The 16,692-nt window shown below is 38.5% G+C and carries 21 protein-coding genes; 4 read left to right on the top strand and 17 right to left on the bottom strand.

Translation table 11 applies throughout. The annotated features are described in order from the left end of the window. The first annotated feature begins 231 nt into the window (after window positions 1-231). The 3 genes from QRN68_RS17145 to QRN68_RS17155 are packed head-to-tail and all read left to right on the top strand — an operon-like array spanning window position 232 to window position 1,978. The gene (locus QRN68_RS17145; RefSeq protein WP_285398126.1) at window positions 232-549 is read left to right on the top strand and encodes a PadR family transcriptional regulator; all 318 of its coding nucleotides are present in this window, start codon (window positions 232-234) and stop codon (window positions 547-549) included. Beyond that, a complete protein-coding gene (locus QRN68_RS17150; protein WP_285398127.1) occupies window positions 546-1,145 on the top strand; it encodes a DUF1700 domain-containing protein in 600 nt (199 codons plus the stop codon). The genes QRN68_RS17145 and QRN68_RS17150 overlap by 4 nt, the downstream gene beginning before the upstream one ends. Next, window positions 1,145-1,978, top strand: a complete 834-nt coding sequence (locus QRN68_RS17155) for a DUF4097 family beta strand repeat-containing protein (protein WP_285398128.1) — start codon at window positions 1,145-1,147, stop codon at window positions 1,976-1,978. Before QRN68_RS17150 ends, QRN68_RS17155 begins: the two co-directional genes overlap by 1 nt. Here the strand turns inward: QRN68_RS17155 and QRN68_RS17160 are convergent. The 9 genes from QRN68_RS17160 to QRN68_RS17200 form a co-directional block, all read right to left on the bottom strand. Beyond that, window positions 1,958-2,713, bottom strand: coding sequence for a hypothetical protein (locus QRN68_RS17160; RefSeq protein WP_285398129.1), 756 nt, complete (start codon window positions 2,711-2,713; stop codon window positions 1,958-1,960). The two genes, QRN68_RS17155 and QRN68_RS17160, sit on opposite strands and share 21 nt — an antisense overlap. 68 nt (window positions 2,714-2,781) lie before the next feature. Further along, entirely contained in the window at window positions 2,782-3,765 is a 984-nt protein-coding gene (locus QRN68_RS17165; protein WP_285398130.1) for a biotin--[acetyl-CoA-carboxylase] ligase, read from the bottom strand. Window positions 3,766-3,906: 141 nt separating this feature from the next. Continuing rightward, window positions 3,907-4,281 (bottom strand): hypothetical protein, encoded by a 375-nt coding sequence (locus QRN68_RS17170; protein ID WP_285398131.1) that lies wholly within the window; start codon window positions 4,279-4,281, stop codon window positions 3,907-3,909. After that, window positions 4,278-4,556 (bottom strand): CPCC family cysteine-rich protein, encoded by a 279-nt coding sequence (locus QRN68_RS17175; RefSeq protein WP_285398132.1) that lies wholly within the window; start codon window positions 4,554-4,556, stop codon window positions 4,278-4,280. The genes QRN68_RS17170 and QRN68_RS17175 overlap by 4 nt, the downstream gene beginning before the upstream one ends. A 209-nt stretch (window positions 4,557-4,765) precedes the next feature. Next, entirely contained in the window at window positions 4,766-5,944 is a 1,179-nt protein-coding gene (locus QRN68_RS17180; protein WP_285398133.1) for a CCA tRNA nucleotidyltransferase, read from the bottom strand. Then, a complete protein-coding gene (gene bshA, locus QRN68_RS17185) occupies window positions 5,931-7,076 on the bottom strand; it encodes an N-acetyl-alpha-D-glucosaminyl L-malate synthase BshA (RefSeq protein WP_285398134.1) in 1,146 nt (381 codons plus the stop codon). The genes QRN68_RS17180 and bshA overlap by 14 nt, the downstream gene beginning before the upstream one ends. A 32-nt stretch (window positions 7,077-7,108) precedes the next feature. Continuing rightward, the gene (gene mgsA / locus QRN68_RS17190; protein ID WP_100544579.1) at window positions 7,109-7,513 is read right to left on the bottom strand and encodes a methylglyoxal synthase; all 405 of its coding nucleotides are present in this window, start codon (window positions 7,511-7,513) and stop codon (window positions 7,109-7,111) included. Window positions 7,514-7,532: 19 nt separating this feature from the next. Next, window positions 7,533-8,330 carry a 4-hydroxy-tetrahydrodipicolinate reductase gene (gene dapB / locus QRN68_RS17195; RefSeq protein WP_285398135.1) on the bottom strand — a complete coding sequence of 266 codons (798 nt, stop codon included), beginning with the start codon at window positions 8,328-8,330 and terminating at the stop codon, window positions 7,533-7,535. Then, complete coding sequence (locus QRN68_RS17200) at window positions 8,330-8,665, bottom strand: nucleotide pyrophosphohydrolase (RefSeq protein ID WP_285398136.1); 336 nt, start codon at window positions 8,663-8,665, stop codon at window positions 8,330-8,332. Before QRN68_RS17200 ends, dapB begins: the two co-directional genes overlap by 1 nt. Before the next feature lie 115 nt (window positions 8,666-8,780). On the opposite strand from QRN68_RS17200, the gene QRN68_RS17205 reads away from it, so the two are divergent. Beyond that, window positions 8,781-9,650 carry a YitT family protein gene (locus QRN68_RS17205; RefSeq protein ID WP_285398137.1) on the top strand — a complete coding sequence of 290 codons (870 nt, stop codon included), beginning with the start codon at window positions 8,781-8,783 and terminating at the stop codon, window positions 9,648-9,650. A 430-nt stretch (window positions 9,651-10,080) separates the two neighbouring features. Here the strand turns inward: QRN68_RS17205 and QRN68_RS17210 are convergent, their stop codons facing one another. The 8 genes from QRN68_RS17210 to QRN68_RS17245 all read right to left on the bottom strand — a co-directional run bounded on the left by QRN68_RS17210 (window position 10,081) and on the right by QRN68_RS17245 (window position 16,533). Then, window positions 10,081-10,755 carry a zinc metallopeptidase gene (locus tag QRN68_RS17210; RefSeq protein WP_285398144.1) on the bottom strand — a complete coding sequence of 225 codons (675 nt, stop codon included), beginning with the start codon at window positions 10,753-10,755 and terminating at the stop codon, window positions 10,081-10,083. 60 nt (window positions 10,756-10,815) lie between these two features. Then, window positions 10,816-11,412 carry a lipoprotein heptaprenylglyceryl N-acetyltransferase LhaT gene (gene lhaT, locus QRN68_RS17215; RefSeq protein WP_285398138.1) on the bottom strand — a complete coding sequence of 199 codons (597 nt, stop codon included), beginning with the start codon at window positions 11,410-11,412 and terminating at the stop codon, window positions 10,816-10,818. 257 nt (window positions 11,413-11,669) lie between these two features. Continuing rightward, window positions 11,670-12,461 (bottom strand): menaquinol-cytochrome c reductase cytochrome b/c subunit, encoded by a 792-nt coding sequence (locus QRN68_RS17220; RefSeq protein WP_285398139.1) that lies wholly within the window; start codon window positions 12,459-12,461, stop codon window positions 11,670-11,672. A 42-nt stretch (window positions 12,462-12,503) separates the two neighbouring features. After that, on the bottom strand, window positions 12,504-13,178 hold the full coding sequence (gene qcrB, locus QRN68_RS17225) for a menaquinol-cytochrome c reductase cytochrome b subunit (protein WP_285398140.1): 675 nt from the start codon (window positions 13,176-13,178) through the stop codon (window positions 12,504-12,506). A gap of 17 nt (window positions 13,179-13,195) precedes the next feature. Next, on the bottom strand, window positions 13,196-13,699 hold the full coding sequence (locus tag QRN68_RS17230; RefSeq protein ID WP_285398141.1) for a Rieske (2Fe-2S) protein: 504 nt from the start codon (window positions 13,697-13,699) through the stop codon (window positions 13,196-13,198). Between the two features lie 154 nt (window positions 13,700-13,853). Further along, a complete protein-coding gene (locus QRN68_RS17235) occupies window positions 13,854-14,303 on the bottom strand; it encodes a DUF2487 family protein (protein WP_285398142.1) in 450 nt (149 codons plus the stop codon). Between the two features lie 389 nt (window positions 14,304-14,692). After that, window positions 14,693-15,250: a ReoY family proteolytic degradation factor gene (locus QRN68_RS17240; RefSeq protein WP_053593562.1), complete on the bottom strand. Its 558-nt coding sequence runs from the start codon at window positions 15,248-15,250 to the stop codon at window positions 14,693-14,695. A gap of 14 nt (window positions 15,251-15,264) precedes the next feature. Next, on the bottom strand, window positions 15,265-16,533 hold the full coding sequence (locus tag QRN68_RS17245; protein WP_285398143.1) for a tetratricopeptide repeat protein: 1,269 nt from the start codon (window positions 16,531-16,533) through the stop codon (window positions 15,265-15,267). Window positions 16,534-16,692: the final 159 nt, after the last annotated feature.

Raw genomic sequence — 16,692 nt, forward strand, 5'->3', positions numbered from 1 at the left:
GCTACAAAGCGCCCAGTCGGAACGGAAATCAACCACACGTTTTGGTGAAGAGCCAGATAATTACAGTATTCAGAAATGAATTATTTTAATGACATAACCGTCATTTTTTAATTTCCAGCCTACTTTTTAATAAAATTTGACAATTAATACTATACGTCATATACTATCACCATACTATATGCCATATAATATAAAACCTTGTATAGGTAATAAAATGTGAGGTGAGAGAAGATGACATTTCAGCTTGGCTCAGCTTTACTTGACGCTTGTGTACTCGCCATCGTTGATAAAGAGGATGCGTACGGCTACTCATTAACACAGCAAGTACAATCTGTGATGGATATATCAGAATCTACGCTTTACCCAGTTTTACGTCGTTTACAAAAAGCAAATTACTTAACAACCTACGATCAGCCCTATCAAGGCAGAAATAGACGCTATTACCAAATTACAGAGCAAGGTCGAATACGATTATTGGAGCTATTAAAAGAATGGCAACTGTATAAAGAAAAAGTTGATTGTGTACTTTTAGGAGGGGAAAAAGGATGAATAGAGCTAGCTTTCTGAAAAAGCTACGGGGGAAATTACACCGTCTTCCAGCGCATGAGATTGATGCTGCGCTTGCCTATTATGAGGAATATTTCGATGAAGCAGGAGAAGAAAATGAACAGAAGGTCATTCAACAGCTAGGTTCCCCTTCTCATGTTGCATCACAAATAATGGCGGACTATGCATTAAAGGATTTAGAAGCAACCCCAACTTCGACTAAGAAAAATATGTCTGCGATTTGGATTATCATTCTAGCAATATTATCTGCCCCACTTTCATTACCGTTACTAGCAGTTGCTATAGCGCTTATTTTTTCATTTGGTGTAGTCATTTTCAGCATTGTCTTTGCAATTATTGCAACTGTACTTAGTATCATTTTCGGTGGAATCGTTGCACTTATTTCAGGCTTCTTCATTTTAACGGTGGACTGGCCGACAGCGTTACTCTTTATGGGTGTTGGCTTTATTGTTACAGGTTTAGGCATCTTACTTTTCCCAGTCGTTGCTCGTTTTATCAAAAAAATAGTCGTTGTTTGTGTTGAAACACTAGCTAGACTATTTCATAAAATAACGAAAAAGCGGAAGGAGGGATACTAATGATGTCTCGACATACACATATCGCTATGACTATGATTGCTTTTGGCATACTGTTAGCTCTAGTTGGTTATTTCTCTGGCGGAAAATGGAACTTTGTGTTAAATGATGAAGGCATCCATGTGCCCAAGAGCAATAAACTAATAAACAATTCTTATGAACTGGATGATTTTACTAACATCAATGTTGTCAATAACTATGGCGATGTTGAAATTGTTACTAGCGATCGTTATGCATTAGAAACAAATGTTGTTGAAGATGATGATGTGACCTACAGTATTAAAGATCATACATTAACTGTTGAAACAAAGGGTGAGAAGAAGAATCGTTTTCAATTCGGTTTTGGTAGCTTCAATTCTCCTTCCATCAAAATCTATGTTCCTGCAGATGTAAAATTGAATACCGTTGTCCTTAATAGTAAATTTGGGGATACAACCATTCATGATTTGAATTATCAGCAGTTAAATCTTATTGAAGATTTTGGAGACATTATATTTAAAAACACTACTGGTGATAAAACGGAGATTACTCAATCGTTTGGTGATATGAAGCTACAGCAATTTTCAAGCAATGGCTTCGTTGCTGAAAGTGATAATGGTGATATTGACATAGATGGTACATTAAATGGTCAATCCTCTATTACGTCTAGCTTTGGAGACACCACACTTCACTTACAAAACAAAAAAAGTGAAATTGGCTTTGAATTAGAAACTGACTTCGGGGATCTTACAGTTGATAAGAAGGATCAAAACGGCAAAGTATCACAAGAATATAAAGGTGATAATCAGCTAAAAGTAACACTTTCAAATGGTGACTTACAGTTGACGTTGAAATAAAGTGAGCATTGCTGAGTTAGAAGGTAGAAGCGGTTGTTGGTCGGTTGGACTTTTATTTGCGCCGCTAAAGTTGGTTGCTTCGCCGCTTGGACTCACTTTTGCGCCGCTAAAGTCGGTTACTTCGCCGCTTATACTCTCTTTTGCGCCGCTAAAGTCGGTTACTTCGCCGCTTATACTCTCTTTTGCGTCGCTAAAGTTGGTTGCTTCGCCGGTTATACTCTCTTTTGCGCCGCTAAAGTTGGTTGCTTCGCCGCTTGGACTCACTTTTGCGCCGCAAAAGTTGGATACTCCGCCGCTTGAACTCTCTTTTGCGCCGCTAAAGTTGGTTACTTCGCCGGTTATACTCTCTTTTGCGCCGCTAAAGTTGGATACTCCGCCGCTTGAACTCTCTTTTGCGCCGCTAAAGCTGGTTGCTCCGCCGCTTGGACTCGCTTTTGCGCCGCTAAAGTTGGATACTCCGCCGCTTGAACTCTCTTTTGCGCCGCTAAAGTTGGTTACTTCGCCGGTTATACTCTCTTTTGCGCCGCTAAAGTTGGATACTCCGCCGCTTGAACTCTCTTTTGCGCCGCTAAAGTTGGTTGCTTCGCCGCTTGGACTCACTTTTGCGCCGCTAAAGTTGGCTTTTCCGCCGCTTAGACTCTCTTTTGCGCCGCTAAAGTCGACTACTCCGCCGCTTGAACTCTCTTTTGCGCCGCTAGATACACTTACTGCGCCAATAGAGGATCTAAATTCCATTGAACACACAAAAAAGCTGCAAGATTCCCATGATTCTTGCAGCTTTTGATTTATAAAATTTATAAAATTTATAAAATTTTAATATCCCCAGCATAAATTGTTCGGATTGTGCCATCATCCTGTGTTAGCTGTAGTACACCTTCATCGGTAACGCCACTGGCAATGCCCTCAAAGCGCCCACGTAAAGTTGTCACTTCAATACGTTTTCCAATGGTACATGACATTTGTTCCCATAGATTTTTAATACTAACAAAGCCCTCTTTCACGTATAATTCCGTGAATTGTTCTAAGTATTGTAAAATAGATGCGACAAGGGCTGCACGATTAATTTCCTCACCCGCTTCTAAACGTAAAGAGGTTGCAATATTAGCAATCTCTGGTGAGAAATCGGATTCGACTTGGTTTGCATTAATACCGATGCCTACTAGTAGTGCTTGTACAAGGTCTGCCTCAGCCTGCATTTCCGTTAAAATCCCTGTACATTTCTTACCGTTAATGAGTAAATCATTTGGCCATTTAATGGCTGGCTCAACATGTTTATATAATGTTTTAATAGCCATTGTCACCGCAACAGCTACAACAAGCGTATATGATGAAGCTTGCTGAGGAGTCACATCAGGTCTCACGATAATGGTCATCCAAATACCTGTACCTTTTGCAGATTCCCATGGACGCGCCATACGACCACGACCAGCAGTTTGCTCCTCCCCGATTATGATCGTGCCATGTGGAGCGCCTTCCTGTGCAAGCCTATGGGCAATTGTTTGCGTAGAATCTACAACATCAAAATAATGAATTTCACGTCCAAAGTGTTCCGTATTTAAAAACAGGTCAATTTGTGTTGGACTTAAGCTATTTGGCACACCAGTCAGCACATAGCCTTTTTTCTTTACAGTTTCAAATGTATAGCCTTCCTCCTGCAGCGTCTGCATATGTTTCCATACAGCTGTACGTGATACTCCAAGAGAATCTGCAAGCTCCTGACCTGACACCGCTTCACCATTAGCAGCTAATATTCTTTTTAAAATTTCATCCTTCATGGAAATACTCATGCTCAAATCAATCCTTTAGTAAATTCTACCATTAGTAATTTCTGTTGCTATAATCTTATTAGTATTAATCATACTGTAAATTATGACAATTGACCACAAACTATCTTCGAATATCTTTTAGTTACTAATTATGCACGATTTTCACCTATATTGTTTCGGATCTTTTTCTCTTTTAATAGGTCCTTTATGAGCAAAAGTCCATTCAATGATATGGTCGCTAATTCTATCATATACATCGTCGTCAAGATATGGCGAATCATAATTTAATAACGTATCAATATCCATTCTTATTTCACACAAAACATTTTGATCAAAAGTCTCTTCGTTATTTAAAACTTCCCATAAATAGTGACAAAAAAGTTCAAATCCTTCATCCCAATTACAATTTCCATTGTTCTGTGCTTCATACCGAAGTCTTTCAATCGCCCTTATTAGTTCACCTTCAACTGTATCTGCCTGCCCACTCTTTGGAACATAATTTTTCCAAATATATTTAGCTTCCTCAAAGTATTTCATAATAACCTCCATAAAGATTCTTTAATCGGTTTCCAGTCAGGATTTCTTTTGTCTTCAATTCCTGGCTTTCTAACATGATGACTAAATTGCTCTTCTGAGACACCCAAACGGAAATAGTTTGATTGCGCCTCTACCAAAGAGATTTTATTAGCCCCCTCTTCATCTATATTTACTTTCTGAAAAGGATCGTCCTCCCAAAAACAAATTGGACAGATTTCATACTCACCATCACTATCAATTGTTTTATAACCACAACATGAACAAGGATATTTCATACATTCACCAAACTTTCAATAGACTTGTTGATTAACTATATTTTAACATTACATTGAAAGTTAAAGGTTCACTGAATTTGTTACTAAGGTCGAATCCAATCATTATTCTGACAGATGCGTATTTGTTTCTTGGCTTCGTCCATACACTAAATTAAAAGGAGCCATCTCTCGTTTTTTGAGACGGCTCCTTTTATTACAGAAACGTATTTTCATTCTTTGTTGAAATAATCGTGTTCTATCCAATCCTTTATTTCTTGTCGGTCATTTTCAAGCTTACCATTCACAACCGCTTCTAGCATCGCCTGCAACGCTTCTTTTACCCATGGTCCACCTTTTTTTCCAGACCATTTTAACAAGTCCGAACCGTTTACAATTAGCTCCTGCTTATGCTTAATGGGAAGCTTTGTCTGTATTTCATCAATGCTTTGCTGTGGCATTTGAACGTTTAACTGTCTAAGCTCTGCAAAATAACAAGCTGCCTCGAGTTCCTGTTGCGTATACAAAAAGTAATCCATATTCGTCCAGCCATTCTTTAAAGCTGCTAGAGCTGCTAACACAGCTTTTACAAACGCCATCTCCTTATTCGATAAACGATAGCTGCTAAGTACCTCTCGCCAATGCTCACCCTGTAACAATGCAAAATATGCCCAACCTAATAGCTTGTCTTGAGCATTAAACTCACTCCAATGATTAGCTTGAAAATTACCATTCAAATGTGCTCCTAAGCCACTTTCCTCTAGCTTTTGAATGCCATTAAAAACATCTTTCCCTATCCATAGCTTATCAAGCTCTGCCTTTATGCGCTCTTTCGCAATCCAAGAAATAGTATCAGCCTTGTCCTTCATTGCTTTCAAGGTTTCTGATTCAATCGCAAAACCGAGCTGTGCTGAAAAACGTACGGCTCTCAGCATTCGTAATGCATCTTCTGAAAAGCGTTTCTGCGCGTCACCAACAGCTCGAATTATTCCAGCCTCAATATCTTGGCGTCCTCCGTAAAAATCAACAAAAGAGCCATCACGGCGCATTGCCATGGCGTTCATCGTAAAATCTCGGCGCTGTAAATCTTCTTTCAGCGAACGTACAAATTGCACTTCCTCTGGTCTACGGTGATCCGTATATTCACCATCTGTGCGATATGTCGTGACTTCGACAGGTCCAGCTGGCACGATAACAAGTACCGTCCCATGCTGAATCCCTACATCAACCGTGTTATTAAAAACAGACTTTACTTCTTCTGGCATAGCAATTGTTGCAACATCTACATCATGGGCAGGACGACCGAGTATTGCATCTCGGACCGCACCACCAACGACCACTGCTTCAAAGCCTACGTTTTCAAGTTGTTCAATAACTGAATAGGCTGCTTGCCATTCTTTATTGTTTTGCATGATTTCTTTCAGCAACCTTTTCGTACAATTTTTCATATTGCTCTACAATTTTAGCTGAGTGGAATTTTTCATCAACAGCACGAATAGCTGCTTCTCGGAAACGTTGTAATTTCTCTTCATCATTCAATAGATTCACTGCATATTCTGCCACTGCATCCGTATCTCCTAATTCCACTATATAGCCATCTACATCATGCTCAATGACTTCAGGAATACCGCCTACAGCCGATCCAATACAAGGTACGCCACAAGCCATTGCTTCAAGTAAAACTAACCCAAATGATTCCTGCTGTGATAGCAATAATTTAAGGTCACTTATGGCATACAATTCAGCTAAGTTTTCTTGTTTGCCCAAAAATAGAACATCTTTCATATAAGGACTTTCCTTTACTTGGTCCATCACACGATGCTTTTCAGGACCGTCACCTACAAGCAATAACTTTGCCTTCATGTTTGCACGAATCTTCATAAAGGCGTCGATAATATGCGGAAGATTCTTAATTTTACGGAAGTTCGATACGTGAATAATAACTTTTTCATCTTCTTGAATTCCAAACTGTTCCTTCAAGTTCCCTGGATTGCGTGGGAAGTATTCACGTTCATCAACAAAGTTGTAAATTGTAGTAATTGGCTTTACTGTATCAATAAGCTCGTAAGTTTGTTGCTTTAATGCCTCAGATACTGTCGTAACGATATCAGATTTGTTAATGCCATACTTAATTGCCTGTGAAAGGGTAGAATCCTGCCCAAGCACCGAAATATCTGTACCATGTAGCGTTGTGACAATCCCAATGTCACGACCACTCATTTCTCGTGCTAAAACAGCACAAACAGCATGTGGAATTGCATAATGTACATGTAGCACATCTAATTCTTCATCTTTAATCACGTCCGCCATTTTACTCGCTAATGCTATATCATATGGCGAATACTGAAATACTGAATAGTTATTAACTTCTACTTCATGGAAAAAGACGGTTGGATAAATTTTATTCAATCGAAATGGTACGCTTGAGGTGATGAAATGAATTTCGTGTCCTCTCTCTGCAAGCATTTTTCCTAATTCTGTTGCGATAACACCAGAGCCTCCAACTGTTGGATAACAGGTAATGCCGATTTTTAGCTTTCTCATTCGATTATCATCCTTTCTAAATCACGTCTTTTTTAATTTCGTCTTTCTTGAATCAGTCTCCAATCCACAAAGCCTTCTTGTAGGCCTTTTAGTAATATTTCTGCAGTTCCCATATTTGTGGCCAGAGGCACTTGGTATACATCACAAAGACGAATAAGTGCAGAAACATCTGGCTCATGTGGTTGTGCTGTTAAAGGATCACGGAAAAAAATGACCATGTCCATATCATTATTGGCAATCATTGCGCCAATTTGTTGGTCGCCACCAAGTGGACCTGAGCGAAAACGTGTTACCTCTAAGCCTGTAGCTTCAATAACGCGCTGTCCAGTTGTGCCTGTAGCAAACAGCGTATGCTCATTTAATATATCTTGGTAAGCAATAGCAAACTGTACTAAATTATCTTTTTTGCGATCATGTGCAATTAATGCGATTTTCATAAAGCTTTCATCCCAATCTTTAGATGATGTTTTCTAAACCATATACTAGTTGATCCATTTTCATGACCTCTTCTACGCAGAAAGCTACTCCGGACATAAATGAATTACGATTTAATGAATCATGACGAATTGTTAATAGCTGCCCATCACCACCAAATAACACTTGCTGATGTGCCACTAAACCAGGTAAGCGAACAGAGTGAATGCGCATGCCATCAAATTCTGCCCCTCTTGCACCCTCAATAGTTTCTTTTTCCTCTGGATGTCCTTGCAATTTGGTTGCTCGCACTTCTTGAATCAATTGTGCCGTTTTAACAGCTGTTCCTGATGGCGCATCTAATTTTTGATCGTGGTGCATTTCAATAATTTCAACATCAGGTAAATATTTTGCTGCTTCCTTGGCAAATTTCATCATTAGAATTGCCCCAATTGCAAAGTTTGGTGCAATAATGCAGCCCAGCTCTTTTTCTTTAGCAATTGTTGATAACTCCTTAAGTTGTGCATCTGTGAAGCCTGTTGTACCAATTACAGGTCGTACATTTAAATTCAAGGCCTCTTTAGTATGTTTGTAAACTGCATGCGGGCTTGTTAAATCTACTAATACGTCTGGTGCGGTTGCCTCTACAAGGTCATGCATATCTGTAAAAATCGGTGCTGTATAACTTGCTGGAAACATTTCTAAATCAGCTAGTGTTTTTCCTACTTCCTTATAATCTAATACAGCTACTAACTCCATTTTGTCATGTTTCATGACAGTATGTACAGCTTCAGCTCCCATCTTACCTCTAGGTCCTGCTATTGCTACACGAATCGACATTATTCTTCATCCTTTCTAGTCCAACGACCTTGATCCCTTGTTTCAAATTTATGTATGACACGTAAAAGTGCTTCATCTAATTTAATGCCCTGTGCATTTGCAAAGCAGACTAAAACAAAGAAAAAGTCACCTAATTCTTCTTCAATGCTATTCGCTTCCTCTGTGCTCTTTTTCTTCTTTTGTCCGTAAACATCCTGCACTTCGCGAGATAATTCACCAAGCTCTTCAGTTAAACGTGCCAGTAACTCAAATTGCGGGAAATAGCCTTCCTTAAATTGTCCAATATAATCATCAACACGCTGCTGTAAAGCTTGCATTGTCACTTGTTCAGTCATCAAAATCACACTCCTACATACCATCGTATAAAATTTACACCATTGTTGTCAAAAACAATAAAATGTCAGATAATAGATAGCACTACTTCATTTGTTTGGAACCTCAGGAGGTCATATGCTAAAACAGATCAAAATCCGTAATATCATCGCAATAATGCTCGGAGCGGCCATTTTTAGCTTCGGATTTGTCCACTTCAACATGCAAAATCAGCTTGGTGAAGGTGGCTTAAGTGGGATTACACTCATACTCTATTTTACACTAGGCTGGGACCCTGCATTACTGAATTTATTATTGAATATTCCAATGTTTATTATTGGTTATCGTTTACTTGGGAAAAAATCATTTATTTATACGCTTGTTGGAACTTTATCTGTTTCAGTTTTCCTTAAAGTTTTCCAAAAATATCAATTTACTATTCATTTAGAGGACGATATGTTACTCGTTGCTCTTTTTGCTGGGGTTTTTGTTGGACTTGGGCTCGGTATCGTTTTTCGCTTCGGTGGTACAACTGGCGGTGTAGATATTTTGGCACGCCTTGGGCATAAATATTTTGGCTGGAGTATGGGTAAAACGATGTTCAGCTTTGACGCTATCGTCATTATCTTATCATGGCTAACGTTTTTAGATGCACGCTCTATGATGTATACCCTCGTTGCGGTATTTGTGGGCGCGCGCGTCATTGATTTTGTTCAAGAAGGAGCATATGCAGCACGTGGAGCACTTATTGTATCCGAAAAATCTAGCACCATTGCTGAGATGATTGCATTACGAATGGAACGTGGTATCACTATACTAGAAGGTCATGGCCATTTCACAAAGCAACAAAAAGAAGTTATTTATTGTGTCATTGGTCACAATGAGGTTGTGCGCTTAAAATCTATTGTTCATGAGATTGATCCACACGCTTTCGTATCTATCATAGAAGTACGAGATGTTGCAGGAGAAGGCTTCACGCTTGACGACCAAAAACAACCGCTCCATTAAATTTACTCATCTGCCTGCTTTCCTCGAATAAAACTTTTTTTCGTTGGAGGTAGGCTTTTTTACATAATAAATTGTAAAACCAGGCGTGTTGATTAAGGAAAAAATAGGTTTATTATTGAGCGATAAAAGGATTTTTTTGTTGCTATAATGCTAAAGAATTTCCATTTTAACTGATTGGAGCGTAGGGCTACTCGACTCCCGCGGGAAAGCGAGACAGACGAGACCCTGCACGAAGCGAAGCGGAGGAAGCGGAGGAAGCGGCTCGGCGCTCGCCCGCAGGAAAGCGAGTAGCCCGTAGCGGAAATCAGCCTCTTCGAATGATAATGATAGTTAATCAACACACCTATTGTAAAACCATAGTTTAACGGTCTCCCGCTGAAAGAAGTTAAAAAACTTGCTATAGTGACATACCACTACAACAAGTTTTTTATTAGTCGTCATTGCGCATATTTGTAAAGATTAATACTAAACGTAATAATTCTAATACTGCTACTGCTGCTGCGGCAACATATGTTAATGCTGCAGCACTTAACACTTTTCGTGCTGGACGCTCTTCTTCATTTGTAATAATTCCCAATGAATTCATTTGTACTAACGCACGTTTTGAAGCATCAAATTCTACTGGTAACGTTACTAATTGGAAAAGCACACCTGCTGCTAATAATATGATACCTAGAAGCAACATATTCGTACTACTTGCAAAAATACCAATCATTACAAATAACCATGACATATTTGATGAAATATTTGCAACTGGAACTAGCTTGCTACGTAATGTCAGCATTGAATAAGCTTCTTTATGCTGGATAGCATGGCCAACCTCGTGGGCAGCAACTGCAGCACCTGCAATACTAGCCTCATAAAAGTTACTTTCCGATAGTGCAACTGTTTTTGTCGCCGGATTATAATGATCAGACAACACACCTTGCGTTGGAACAACTCGTACATCATATAAACCGTTCGCATCTAAAATCGCACGCGCTACCTCTGCACCTGTTTGTCCCTTCATTGTACGTTCTTTTGCAAACTTATTATATGTGCCCTTCACTTTTATCTGTGCATAAAGTGGCAGTAGCATAATAATTGCAAAATAAACAATATACATGCTTGTTGACAATTTTCTAACCCCTTTCTATCTCTATACTATAATTCTATAATCAATTACTTAATTCGGCAAATATTTGCGCCACCTAATTGAGAAGAAGGCTAGAAAAATACATACAATTGATAACCAAAAAGTAAAATAGCCAATATAGCTTGTATACTCTGCCAAATCACGGTACATTGGCATTTGTCCAAATACATAATCAATCACATCATTATGTAATGTCCATACTGCTGCCACAGCAACATGCCAATATGAAAAAACATATTTACCGATATAAAGGATTGCTTGGACAGCCATCGCAAAATGCGAGCCTACCAGCATCCATCCCTGCCAACCGATCGATCCAGTTTCAATCAGTGTCCAAATATTCATGACATCAGCCCATATCCCATACTTCACTAGTGTAACAAGAGCTAGCACTTCCATGAGCGGCCAACTTTTACCCATAATCCAAGCTAACAATACAAAGCAAAAGAATAAACTAGCTGTCGGACTATCCGGTACAAAAATATAAAAAATTGGTTCTGTGTTGGCAAGCTGACCCCCATACCAATAATAACCGTAAATAGTTCCTAATAGATTGATAATGAATAATAATATTAAGAATGACTTATGGGTAAGGAGATACCAGATGTTTGCACGTGTAATTTGCATGATTAAAACTCCTTTATTTTCCGTCTTTACTAAGATGTCTTTTTTTATTTTTATTATGTATAAATAGTCTTTTTTTATTGTTTTATTAATGCCCAAAAACTGTATACTAGATAATTTCTAGTACATCTGACCATCTTTTTCGACATTTTTCTCTAAAAAACATTATTTTTCGGGAACCATTTTGATGTTGTAACAGTCACATTATTATAGAAGTAGAAAAAAAGAGCCAGTTTCCTGACTCTTTTAAACTAAGCTTATTATTTAGCCTTTAAGCTCGCAATAAATTCAGCTAATTGTTTGGCTTCTTCGTCTGTACCCTTGAATACGCCAGGTGGCATTTTGCCGCGACCATTATGGATAATATCTTCAACTTCTTCAGCTGTTAGTTTATTACCAACTAATGCTGGAGCAGCTGGGCCACCTTTTAAGTCAGCAGCATGACAGCCGATACAAGATTTAGCTTGTTCACCAGTGTCACCATTCCAAATTTTAAATCCTGGAAGTGATTCATCAATATCAACTTCAACTTCTTCTACAATTGCACCCATAGCTTTTTGAGCTTCCCAGTCATGGTTAACAACTGACTCCCAAGTTAAGTAGAACATAGCAGCCAAAGTTAATAACATAAACGCTGTCGGTAACGGACGTTTAGATGGACGGCGTTCTGGACCTTTGTCTAAAAATGGCATTAATAATAGCGCTCCAAATGCAAGACCTGGAATTACAACGGTTCCAATGACTTGGTATGGACCAGAAGCAAATGAATATTTTAATAATTGATACAAGAATAAGAAATACCAGTCCGGTAATGGCGTGTATGCTCTTGTAGGATCAGCTGGTCCTTCAAGTGGTGATGGATGAGCAACTGTTAATAACAAATAAGCAATTAAAAATACAGCACCAACCATCCATTCTTTTAGTAAGAAGTTCGGCCAGAAAGCTTCCGTCTTACCTGGATATTCGGAATAATCCTTTGGAACGTTCGGCATTCTGTGATTTGCTTTAATACGAGAATCACCAACAAATTTCATTCCTTTTCCGCGATGCATTATGTCCCCTCCTTTAAAAAATCATCGAACCGTCAAGAATTATTACAACGGCCCTGAAATTCCTTGACGACGAATCATGATAAAGTGTGCTGCAAGTAACCCAAACAATACTGCAGGTAAGAAGAATACATGAATCGCAAAGAATCGTGTTAACGTTTGAGCTCCAAGAATAGTTGAGTCACCCGCTAATAAGATTTTAATAAACTCACCGATAAACGGTACAGATGCAGCAATTTCGATACCTACTTTTGTAGCGAATAATGCTTTCATATCCCATGGTAATAAGTATCCTGTAAAACCAAGACCCATCATTACACCAAAAATACCTACACCAACCATCCAGTTTAATTCACGAGGTTTCTTATAAGAACCTGTAAAGAATACACGAAGAGTATGTAAGAACATCATTACGATTACTAATGAAGCTCCCCAGTGGTGCATACCGCGTACGATTTCACCAAATGCTACTTCGTTTTGTAAATAATAAACTGATTTCCATGCATTCACTACGTCTGGTACATAGTACATTGTTAAGAACATACCAGATAGAATTTGAATTACTGTGATGAAGAATGTTAATCCTCCGAAACAGTAAACGAATGCTGAAAAATGGTGTGCAGGGTTTACGTGCTCTGGCACTTCGTGGTCGGCAATATCACGCCAAATCGGTGTAATATCTAAGCGTTCATCGACCCAATCATAAATTTTATTTAGCACTGTTTTGTACCCCCTTACTAAACTAGAGTATTTGCTTTAGTTGGACCAAGCGATAAGTAACCATCTTCTTCTTTAACTTCGTATTCATCCAACGGACCTGTAGGCGGTGTACCTGGTACGTTTTTACCATTTTTCTCGTAACGTCCAGCGTGACAAGGACAGAAGAATTGATTTGGATGCCCTGAATCTTGCTCCCAGCCCACCATACATCCTAAATGCTTACAAACAGGAGATAATGCAATGATTTGATCGCCATCTTTGTAAACCCAAGCTACGTTTGTTACTTCTGATTTGTACCATGCGTCAACTTGTTCAAATTTTAAGTCAACTTTAACTGGTTTGTCAGTAATATCAGCGATTTTATGCTCTGTCTTTATAAAGTTCCCACCATCATGTTTTTGTAATAATGGATCAACTGCAAAGCGAAGCATCGGCATCAGCATACCTGCCGCCATAAAGCCACCTACACCAGTTAGTGTATAGCTTAGGAATTGACGACGTGAAACTCGATTATTACTCATTTTTTTCCCCCCTCTAACTTAAAGGTCAGTCCAACGGACATACTTTTACAAATAGTAATACTAGGACATATCTATGATATATCAAGACCATAGCTTGGTCAATATAGCATTCTGTGGAAAGCTGGAGAATGTGAACATTTATTGAAACAAATTGTTAAATCTGTGTCCATTTGGTCGAAAGTATCGGAATCACTTGTCGCAATTGATCTTCAAGAATAGAGTTTTTCACACCTTTATCCATACTTTCTAATGGAATCGCTGGTAGCCAAATAACATTTACTTCATCTCCAATATTTGTCCAAGAATGGTCACAAGTAATGAAGAACACATGCTTAAAACCAGCATTATGTAATTGCGCCTCTAATTGCTTTGGCATTTCTTCGTTTTTTAAGTTTACACTATACGAAAATGGTGGCATCAATAATAGACGACCTTTAAATTGTTGTTCGATAAATGATGTGAGTGATAACAAAAAATCTACTTCTGTACCACTCTGTTTCAATCTTTCAGAAGTTAGATCGACGGATACGAGTGGAACAATTGCTGTATCAATAAAATCCTTCTGTGCCATAAACGATGTCAAATCGTTTGCATTAAAATACATTCAACAAACCTCCTCATGTTGCATAAATCAATTTCGCCTTGGTGTAATTGTAACTGTAGCGCAGATAAACAATGTGTCCGGATTTTGAATTATGCCTCAACCCGACACGATGTCGATCATTTCGGTAATGCCACAGGAAGTGGCGATTTTACCGATGCAGATCAGTTAGCCGTTTTCACAGGTTGTGAAGGTTTTAGGCTAACATCCTTATATTCCTTCATTTCAAAATCCGTGACATCCGCTAGGGTTCAATACACCTACTGAATAAAGATAAAAAAATGCCCTTTTCCCACTCTTTAATAGGATAACCAATAAAAAGTGAAAACAATCAGTCACTAGTTATGTTACCATATTGAGGTGGGTAAAGGACATTCAATTTTTACTTATGTCTAACGTAAATTAGCCGTTTCCTTCAAAGCTTGTAACAAATTAGACAATTCATAAAAGCGCTCTTCATCTCCCTGGTCGAGGGCTTCATCAATCTGTGCGAGTAATTTTTCTTCTTGGAATACGAGTAAGCTGTTGGAAAGCAGCTCTTCTGCCAGTAAACGATCTTTTTCACTGACAATCAGTGCTTCCGGCATATAAGGGTTTTCTTCAAGAACTGCTAAGTATTGTGCGCTTGGTGGTACATTTGGAAAATTCAGTTGTATATACATATCTTCATGTTCATGTAAGCGTAAATCATGGAAAGATTTCTCAGCATCTGCTGTCATTACATTGCCTTTGTAAAAACGAAATGGCACACCTGTTGAGTCAACAGTTGACATTACCATTGCTCTAGGGCAATAATGAGCTTCTTCAACAAATCGAATTCGTTTTAATAACTCATCATTGCTTAATAAGTAATTCAAAATCCATACACACTCACGACGTTTCAATTGATAATTTTTTAAAAACCATCTAACAAATGCTTTTTTATCGACAACTGATACAGAAGCAGTCATACCCACTCCCTCCTTTACTCAAATTCTAAGGTTTCTAACTTCTCTTGCCACTCTAGTTCACCTGGCTGAATAGTTATTAATTGACGGAGTACTTCTTTAGCTTCTAAACGCTTCCCTTCCTCTAATAAGAAATAAACGTATTTTTCTAAAAATGCTGCGTCTTCCTTAAAATCATTATATGCCAAATGGTAAAATTCGTATGCACGGTCGTACAATTCTAAATTTTCATATGCCTCCGCAGCAAATGGGTATAATGTGCTCCATTCAAAATCATTTTGTTGTAACGTTTCAAATAATTCTACTACATCCTCATAACGCTCTTGCTGTGCCAACACAGAGATTAATGCTAACACGGCCTCCATGTATTCAGGATCTAACGCAATGGCTTCACGTAGATGCTGCTCGCCCTCAGCTGGCAAACCAGTTTTTAAAGCCATTTTACCAGCGAATAAGTATAGGGCCTTATCGTATTCGTCACGCTTTAATCCTTCCATAATGGCAGCGTATGCTTTTTTATTGTCCTCAATCATGGCATAACTTTCGGCTAGCAATAAATAGGCAGAAAAATAATCAGGATCTAATTCTTTTAATTCCTCTAATTGTTTAATGGCCATTTCAAATTTTTGTGACTGGAAAGCTGAATATGCTGCACCAAATAAAATATCTGGCTTTACTTCATCCTCAAGTGCCTTTAAATAGTAATCTAAAGCTGTTTCATAGGCAGCTCCTGCACGATACACCTCAGCAAGTCGTTCAACAAGACTTACCCCTGCAAATTCTATTTGTTGTCCATACAATTCCTCATATAGTCTCGCAGCCTCTAAAAAACGACCAGTTTCAAATAAGAGTTCTGCTTTAGCAAAATGTAATAACGGCTCCTCTGGTAATAAAGCTAGCGCCTCATTGATGCGCATTTCTGCTACTTCAAATAGTCCTTGCATTTGATAATAATCCGCCAATACTAATAATGCTTGAGGATATTCTGGAGAAGTCTCCTCTATTTCTAATAAAAAATCTAAAGCTTCATCTTCATTGCCAAGTTCCATTAAAACATTTGCACGATCAATTTTTAACTGTGCCTCTTCTGGGAATAAAAATTGTAAATGATCCAGCACACGGTCTGCTTCCTTCATATACCCATACTGCATAAAAACTTCAGCTAGCGCATAAATTTCCTCGGGTAACTCCTTCATTAAAAATGATTCAAGTAGCTGTTCAATTAATGCTAAGTCCCCTTGTTCAAGTGCTTGCATCATTTCAGTCATCGCATTGTTCACAGTCATTCACCTATTCTTTCATTGATACCTTTATGCTACAAAACATTCTCTATCGAAACAAGTAAAAAAACTCCCCAATAGCTTGGAGAGTTTAGCATAGAAAACATTTGTTGTTGCTGTCGCTTCGCTTTCGCACAGAAAACATTTGTTGCTGTCGCTTCGCTT

Origin of the sequence: Lysinibacillus sp. fls2-241-R2A-57 (assembly GCF_030209535.1) — a bacterium.
Classification (GTDB): domain Bacteria; phylum Bacillota; class Bacilli; order Bacillales_A; family Planococcaceae; genus Lysinibacillus.